This window comes from Streptomyces erythrochromogenes, from assembly GCF_040684695.1.
Lineage (GTDB): Bacteria > Actinomycetota > Actinomycetes > Streptomycetales > Streptomycetaceae > Streptomyces > Streptomyces erythrochromogenes_C.
In genome coordinates this window covers 165,318-171,774 of sequence record NZ_JBFBGM010000017.1, presented here as the reverse complement: position 1 = coordinate 171,774, position 6,457 = coordinate 165,318, and the positions used below count along the sequence as shown (strand labels likewise).

Below are 6,457 nucleotides of genomic sequence, written 5' to 3'. Positions count from 1 at the left end.
GAGTACGGCCAGTACACGAGGAGCTCCTCCGCCTTGCGATGCACGGCACCGGACAACGCGGGCTCGGCCGACAAGATCCGAAAGAGACGGCCTAGTCGACCTGGAGCTCGCCCATCCGGCTCCAGCCGGTCGCGCCCTCGATGGTGGTGCTGACGATCTCGGGCGTACGGGTCACCAGCGGCCGCATGGTCTCCAGCGCGGCGCTGAAGTGCTCGGAGGTGACGTGCGCTTCGGCGGCGTCGTCCCGGAAGGCCTCGACCAGCACGTAGGTGTTCGGCTCCTCCAGGCTGCGCGACCACTCGAACCACAGGTTCCCGGGTTCGGCGCGGGTGGCGCGGGTGAACGGCGCGACCTTGTCGGGCCACGCGTCGACGTATTCGGGCTTGACGGGGAATTTCACCACAATGAAGATCACACCGGCATTTTATGCAGGTTGATCCACCCTGCGGGCGGACTCCCCCGCCCGCGGCCCCGGCCGGGTCAGGGCCGCAGGGCGGAGAGGTCCCGGGCGGCGAGGTCCGGGCGGGCGGCGCGGACCAGGTCCTCCGGCAGGCCCAGGGCCCCGCCCAGCCTCAGCGCCGCACCCGAACCCGCCGGGCCGCACACGGTGACCTCGCCGAGGGTGTCGAGGACCCGCCGGACCGGACCGGGCAGCGGGTCGCCGCCCGCCGGCACCCACAACTCCCCCGTCGCCGCCCGGTCGACGCTCCCCATCACCGGCGCGTCGGTCAGCGTCACCCCCTCCGGCAGCCGCCCGGCGAGCTCGCCCACGACACCCCGCGCCGCGGGGTCTGCGCGGCCACCCGCGCGGGACCTCCCCGTCACCGGCCGCCGCGGCCCTGCCGGCCCTGCTGAAGGAGACCGCGGACGGGTTGGCATCCTGAGCGGGTGAAGATCGCCGCAGCACAGATGACGTGCGCCCCCGCCGATGTCCCCGCGAACGCCGCGCGGGCCGCCGCCCTCGCCGCGACGGCCCGCGAGCAGGGCGCCGCCCTGGTCGTCTTCCCCGAGTTCACGCTCACCGGCTACGAACTGGCGGCGCTCGCCGCCGACCCCGGCCTGTGGACCGCCGCCGACGACCCTCGGCTGGACCCGCTGCGCGCCGCCGGGATCGCGACCGCGGTCAACGTGGCCCTGCCCGGCGACGGCCCGCGGCCCGCCATCGCGACACTGGTCCACGAAGCGGACGGCGCGCACGTGACGACGTACCGCAAGCAGCACCTCTACCGCGACGAACAGGACGTCTTCGAGCCCGGCACGGCCGATGGGCGCTTCGAACTCCTCGGGGTCCGCTTCTCGCTGGGCGTCTGCTTCGACAACCACTTCGACGGGCTGCCGGGCCGGGGCGCGGCCGACGGCTGCCGGGTCCACCTGGCGAGCTCCCTGTACGGGACCGGCGACGGGATCCGCGAGCGCGCCACCGTGTACCCGGGGATCGCGCAACGGCACGGCCTGTACGTCGTCCTCGCCAACCACGTCGGCCCGGCGGGCCCGTGGACCGGCTGCGGCCGCTCGGCCGTGTGGGCCCCGGGCGGCACGCTCCTCGCCGAGGCGGACGGGCACACCCCGTCGGTGGTGACCGCCACGATCGGCCCCGCCGTCTGACGGGGCCGCCGGGCCGGATGCGTCAGACGGGCTCGGGGACCCGTCGGCGGCGGGCGGTACGCGGGGGGTCCAGGTCCGGGAGCCGCGGGGTGTCCTTGCGGTCGGGCAGCAGGGCGGGCAGGACGACGACGACGGCCGCCGCCGCGTACAGGCAGGTCCAGAAGGCCCAGCCGCCGGGCGGGGCCCAGTGCGCCGAGGTCGCCACCCACGAACCCTTGGTACCGACGGCGAACCGGCGCAGCGTCCAGTAGAAGGCCGACAGGTTCGCCAGCGCGAGGCCGACGACGGACAGGCCCACCAGCCGCCGCCAGGGCAGGCCGTACTCCGGGGCGCGCGTGGCGCAGACGGCCACGGCCATCAGCGGCAGTCCGACGGCGAAGGGCAGCAGGTAGCGGCCCTGCCACACCATGCCGATGCGCTCCGCCTGCGAGGCCTGCGCGACCACCGGCACCATGACGACGGCCACCAGCATGCCGAGCATCGCCACCAGGTCGCGCGCGCGGCCGTACACGAGCGCCAGCGCGACGACGGTGGCGAGCACCGCCATCCACACCAGGTACATGAGGGCCGGGGCGGGGGTGTCCAGCCAGCCGAAGAAGCCGAGCATCTGCTTGATGTAGACCTCGGTGTTGCCGAGGGTCCTCTTCGCGGCGACGCCCGTGGTCAGCGACTCGGGAATGTCGATCTTCGAGTTGTCGGGGTGCCTCGCCGCCCAGAGCAGCGCGCCGGCGGTCGCCAGGCCCAGCAGGACCGTCCAGAGCCAGAGGGCCTTGCGGCGCAGCACCTGTCCCAGCAGTCCGCGCCGCTGGGTCAGCAGCAGGCAGAAGAAGACCGCCCCGCCGAACCAGATCAGGCCCAGCGGCCGGATGTTGATCAGCACCAGGCCGCCGACGCCCAGCCGGGCCAGTCTGCGGTTCAGCAGCACGGGGTCGGGCGACAGGACGATCGACAGCAGGGCGGTCCACACCAGGATCCCGGCGGCGATCTCGCCGCCGCTGGGGTTGACCATGCCGGACATGTAGAGCGTCATCGGGGTGGCCGCGGCGAACACGCCGAGCATCACCGGCGAGCGCCGGCGCCATTCGGCGGCCGTGACCACCGCACTGGCCAGCAGCGCCGAGCAGAGCAGCGCCGACATGAAGCGCATGAGGTACAGCCCCTTGGGGCCGTCGGCCAGCAGGCTCGGCCAGCCGGTCACCAGGTAGTAGCCCGGGTGGTAGCGGCCGGCCGCCGTGGTGGCCTGGGCGATCTTCTCGGAGCTGCCGAGCGAGGGGGCGCAGGACGCGGGCTGCGCCTCGCGCCACGAGTAGCACTCGTGCACCGTGGGCAGGTTGCGGTACCACTCCGGCAGCTGCACGCCGGTCTCGGCGAAGTGCCCCTCGATGCCCGCCACCGTGTGCGGGACCATCACCTCGGTCCCGCCGATCTGGCCCCGGGCGACGGCGGCGGCGCGGATGAAGTGCGCGTGCTCGTCGGGGGAGCTGCCGAGCGGGCTGGCGGCCGCCCAGGAACCCGCGAGCGTGAAGAACAGGGCGAACGAGATCAGCCAGAGCCGTTTGGGCGTTCCGGCCGACCAGTCGGCCAGCCGTGTCAGTGCGGAAGTCATCGGTCCCCCGGAGGTCATCGGATGAAGCCGAGCCAGCTCTGGTCGCCGTCCTTGGAGCAGGTGCCGCCGGGCGCGTACTTCGGGCAGCTCCCGTCCCGCTCCGTGATGGTGTGCGAGACCCAGGGCAGGATCCGGTACGTGTTCTCCTTGGCCGGCATGTAGCGGTCGGCCATCGAGGAGGAGACGGTGCCCAGGAGCAGCAGCAGGGCGCAGAGGGCTCCGATCACCGCTCCCTCGCGGCCGGGGAGGCCGGTACCGGCCCTGCCCTCGGTGAGTGCGCCGTCCGCCGCGGCCGCGGCGCCGGGCTGCGAGCGCCGCGCGGCGATCCGCAGCGAGACCAGGTGGACGACGAGCGCGCACAGCAGCAGCCCGCAGTAGAGCAGCTGGTTGTTGGTGCGGGTGTAGAGCTGGACGGTCTGCGTCTCGTACATGTGCGAGGCGATGTACATGCGCATCACCCACGCGCTGATGAACATGGCGGCGATGGTGATCACCATCGGCTTGCGCATGCCCAGCCAGATCGCGGCGCCCACGCCGACGAAGGTGACCAGGGCGAACAGCCCGACCCCGCCGTACTCGCCGGGCAGCGGCCACTCGCCGACCTTGCCGGGCATGTCCGTGCGCCACATGAGGTAGTACGCCGGGTCGGTGAAGTTGTCGAACCGGAAGTTGTAGTCCTTGGTGGTCTGCCCCTCGGTCAGCATGACCATGAGGTAGCGCCCGGCGACCACGAGGAACGCGGCCAGGGAGGCACCGAGGAAGGCCGCGCCCTTGATCCGGCCGAGCCGGCCGTCCCGCCACGGGAAGTACAGCAGTGCGGCGAACAGCACGCCCGCCGCGCTCCACAGGAACCAGCCCGAGTAGGTGAGGAACATCAGGCCGAGCAGGGCGCCGAATCCCGCGCCCTTGGCCAGCAGCGGGCGCCAGCCCTGCGTGCCGCTGCGGCTCAGCGACACCACCATCGCCACCAGGACCGGGACCAGCACGACCAGGACGGTCTGGCTGTACGGCTTGTAGGCGTCGATCAGCGCGAAGGCGGGGGCCACGCCGAAGGCGAGGGCCCGGACCGGCCCGAGCAGCATGCGCCAGCAGAGGTAGACGAGCGGACCGAAGGCCGCGGCGCCGAGGATCTGGAGGTCCTTGAAGGCGTACGCGGTGTTGCCGCCGCGGAACCACTCGGCGTAGTAGCCGAGGGTGTAGAGGGGGGCCGGAGGGTAGACCGGGGAGCCGGAGGGGCGGCCGTTGGCCACGGCCTGGGCCCACTCGACGATGCGGCCGCTGTCGCCGTTGAGGCCGAACATCGGCCAGGGCGTCCCGTGGAGGGCGACGACCGCGCCGGCGGCGACGAAGCCGCTGGCCAGGCCGGCGAGGGCGGCGGCGGCGAACCGCGTGGCGAGGTCGAAGTGCCGGCCCCCGCGCAGCCGCACCGCCAGCGCCACCGCGCCGATGAAGAGCAGACCTATGAGCGCGAACCGCAGCTGGATCGCGGCGAGGCCGCTGACCTGCGCGATCCGGTCCAGGGGGTTGAGCTTGAAGCCACGGGCCAGCAGCGGGAGCACGAGCGCCGCGGCGAACGCGACGACGGCTTCGAGGAACAGGAGGGTGCCGCGTGAGCCGATGCGGCGCCGGGCGGCCGGTATCGGGCGGGCGGGCGCGGCCGGTCCGCCCGGGGGCAGCACGGTCGCCATGCCCTCGGTACTGACTGTCACTGCTGTGTCCCTACTGCTGGTCGGTCCTCGGCCCGGTGGCCGGTCGTGGCTCGGCAAGCCGCTGCGCGACTCCGGCCCCCCGCCGAAGCTCCGGGCCAGGGCGAACTCAAGGGCAGTGAGAGACAGCCTTGGCACTTGCTGCCATGCATACTACGGGCCCGCCCCGGGTAGGCGGGGGCCGGTAACCGATCTCCGGCCGGTCAGGCCGAATCGGGGAGCAGGTGCTTCGTACCCCACTTCCCCAGCGGTTCCAGGGCCGCGTTGAGGTCCTGGCCCAGGGCCGTCAGGGAGTACTCGACGCGCGGCGGGACCTCGTCGTACACCTCGCGGTGCACGATGCCGTCGGTCTCCAGCTCGCGCAGCTGGGCGGCGAGCACCTTCTCGGAGACTCCGGGCAGGAGCCGGCGCAGCTCGCCGAAGCGGCGCGGTCGCTGCTCCAGCGTCCACAGGAGCGACACCTTCCATTTGCCGTCGATCACGGACATCGCCGCGGCGATCCCGCACTCGTGCGCCCCGGGCCGTCGTGTCACCGCCATCGCACATCCTCCCCACCTGCTCGCTCACCTCGGGGTAACCACCCACTCCGAAGTGCGTACTTGAGCACCGTCCTGCCTGCAACCAGGCTAAACGCCATGACCGACACCACATCGCGGAAATCTCTCACCCTGCTCGGACTCGGCGACATGGGCACCGCCCTGGCCCGCACCTGGCTCGCCGCAGGGCATGCCCCGACCGTCTGGAACCGCACCCCCGCCAAGGCCGGACCGCTCGCCGCCGAGGGCGCCGTCGTCGCCGCGACCGCCGCCGCGGCGGTCGCGGCGAACCGGCTGGTCGTGACCTGCCTCCTGGACGACGCCAGCGTGCGCTCCACCCTCGACGGCATCGACTTGACCGGCAAGGACCTCGTCGACCTCACGACCGGTACCCCGCAGGAGGCCCGCGCCCGGGCCGCCTGGGCCGAGGCCCGCGGCGCCCGGTACACGGACGGCGGGATCATGGCCACGCCCACGATGATCGGTGTGCCGGAGGCCGGCGGATACGTCTTCTACAGCGGCTCGCGCGCCCTCTTCGACACCCACCGCGCGACGCTGGAGGTCCCGGCCGGGGCCCGCTTCGTCGGGGAGGACCCCGGGCACGCCGCCCTGCACGACGTGGCGCTGCTCAGCGCGATGTACGGGCTGTTCGCGGGCGTCTCGCACGCCTACGCGCTGACCGAGGGCGAGGGCATCGCCCCGAAGGACCTGGCTCCGCTGCTGTCCGAGTGGCTGGGTGCGATGGGCTTCTTCGTCGGCAACACCGCCGAGCGGCTCACCTCGCGGGACTTCACCGCCGGGGTGGTGTCCAGCCTGGCCATGCAGGTCGCCGCGAGCGGCACCCTGCTGCGGACCGCCGAGGAGCAGGGGGTCAGCGCCGAGCTGATCTCCCCGTACCTGGACCTGATGCGCCGCCGGCTGACGGCGGACCCGGCCGCCCACGGCGGGGAGGACACGGCGGGCGCCCTCCTGCTGCTGAGGAAGGAGCGCCGGGCCGTGTGAGC

General features: G+C 73.2%; 7 protein-coding genes. 2 read left to right on the top strand and 5 right to left on the bottom strand.

Translation table 11 applies throughout. From position 1 onward, the window contains the following. Positions 1–91 precede the first annotated feature (91 nt). Together AB0O53_RS24520 and AB0O53_RS24515 are read right to left on the bottom strand one after the other, a co-directional pair. Positions 92–415: a putative quinol monooxygenase gene (locus AB0O53_RS24520; protein ID WP_365198175.1), complete on the bottom strand. Its 324-nt coding sequence runs from the start codon at positions 413–415 to the stop codon at positions 92–94. A gap of 65 nt (positions 416–480) precedes the next feature. Next, positions 481–771 carry an NAD(P)-binding domain-containing protein gene (locus AB0O53_RS24515; protein ID WP_351000228.1) on the bottom strand — a complete coding sequence of 97 codons (291 nt, stop codon included), beginning with the start codon at positions 769–771 and terminating at the stop codon, positions 481–483. A gap of 117 nt (positions 772–888) precedes the next feature. Between AB0O53_RS24515 and AB0O53_RS24510 the strand changes: the two genes are divergently transcribed. Further along, the gene (locus AB0O53_RS24510; RefSeq protein ID WP_365198172.1) at positions 889–1,605 is read left to right on the top strand and encodes a carbon-nitrogen hydrolase family protein; all 717 of its coding nucleotides are present in this window, start codon (positions 889–891) and stop codon (positions 1,603–1,605) included. Positions 1,606–1,627: 22 nt separating this feature from the next. Here the strand turns inward: AB0O53_RS24510 and AB0O53_RS24505 are convergent, their stop codons facing one another. From AB0O53_RS24505 to AB0O53_RS24495, 3 genes are all read right to left on the bottom strand, one after another. Next, positions 1,628–3,211 (bottom strand): DUF2142 domain-containing protein, encoded by a 1,584-nt coding sequence (locus tag AB0O53_RS24505; protein ID WP_351000222.1) that lies wholly within the window; start codon positions 3,209–3,211, stop codon positions 1,628–1,630. 14 nt (positions 3,212–3,225) lie between these two features. Further along, the gene (locus AB0O53_RS24500; protein ID WP_365198169.1) at positions 3,226–4,920 is read right to left on the bottom strand and encodes a hypothetical protein; all 1,695 of its coding nucleotides are present in this window, start codon (positions 4,918–4,920) and stop codon (positions 3,226–3,228) included. 200 nt (positions 4,921–5,120) lie between these two features. Next, on the bottom strand, positions 5,121–5,456 hold the full coding sequence (locus AB0O53_RS24495; protein WP_351000217.1) for a winged helix-turn-helix transcriptional regulator: 336 nt from the start codon (positions 5,454–5,456) through the stop codon (positions 5,121–5,123). Positions 5,457–5,552: 96 nt separating this feature from the next. Between AB0O53_RS24495 and AB0O53_RS24490 the strand changes: the two genes are divergently transcribed. Then, positions 5,553–6,455 carry an NAD(P)-dependent oxidoreductase gene (locus AB0O53_RS24490; protein WP_351000214.1) on the top strand — a complete coding sequence of 301 codons (903 nt, stop codon included), beginning with the start codon at positions 5,553–5,555 and terminating at the stop codon, positions 6,453–6,455. Positions 6,456–6,457: the final 2 nt, after the last annotated feature.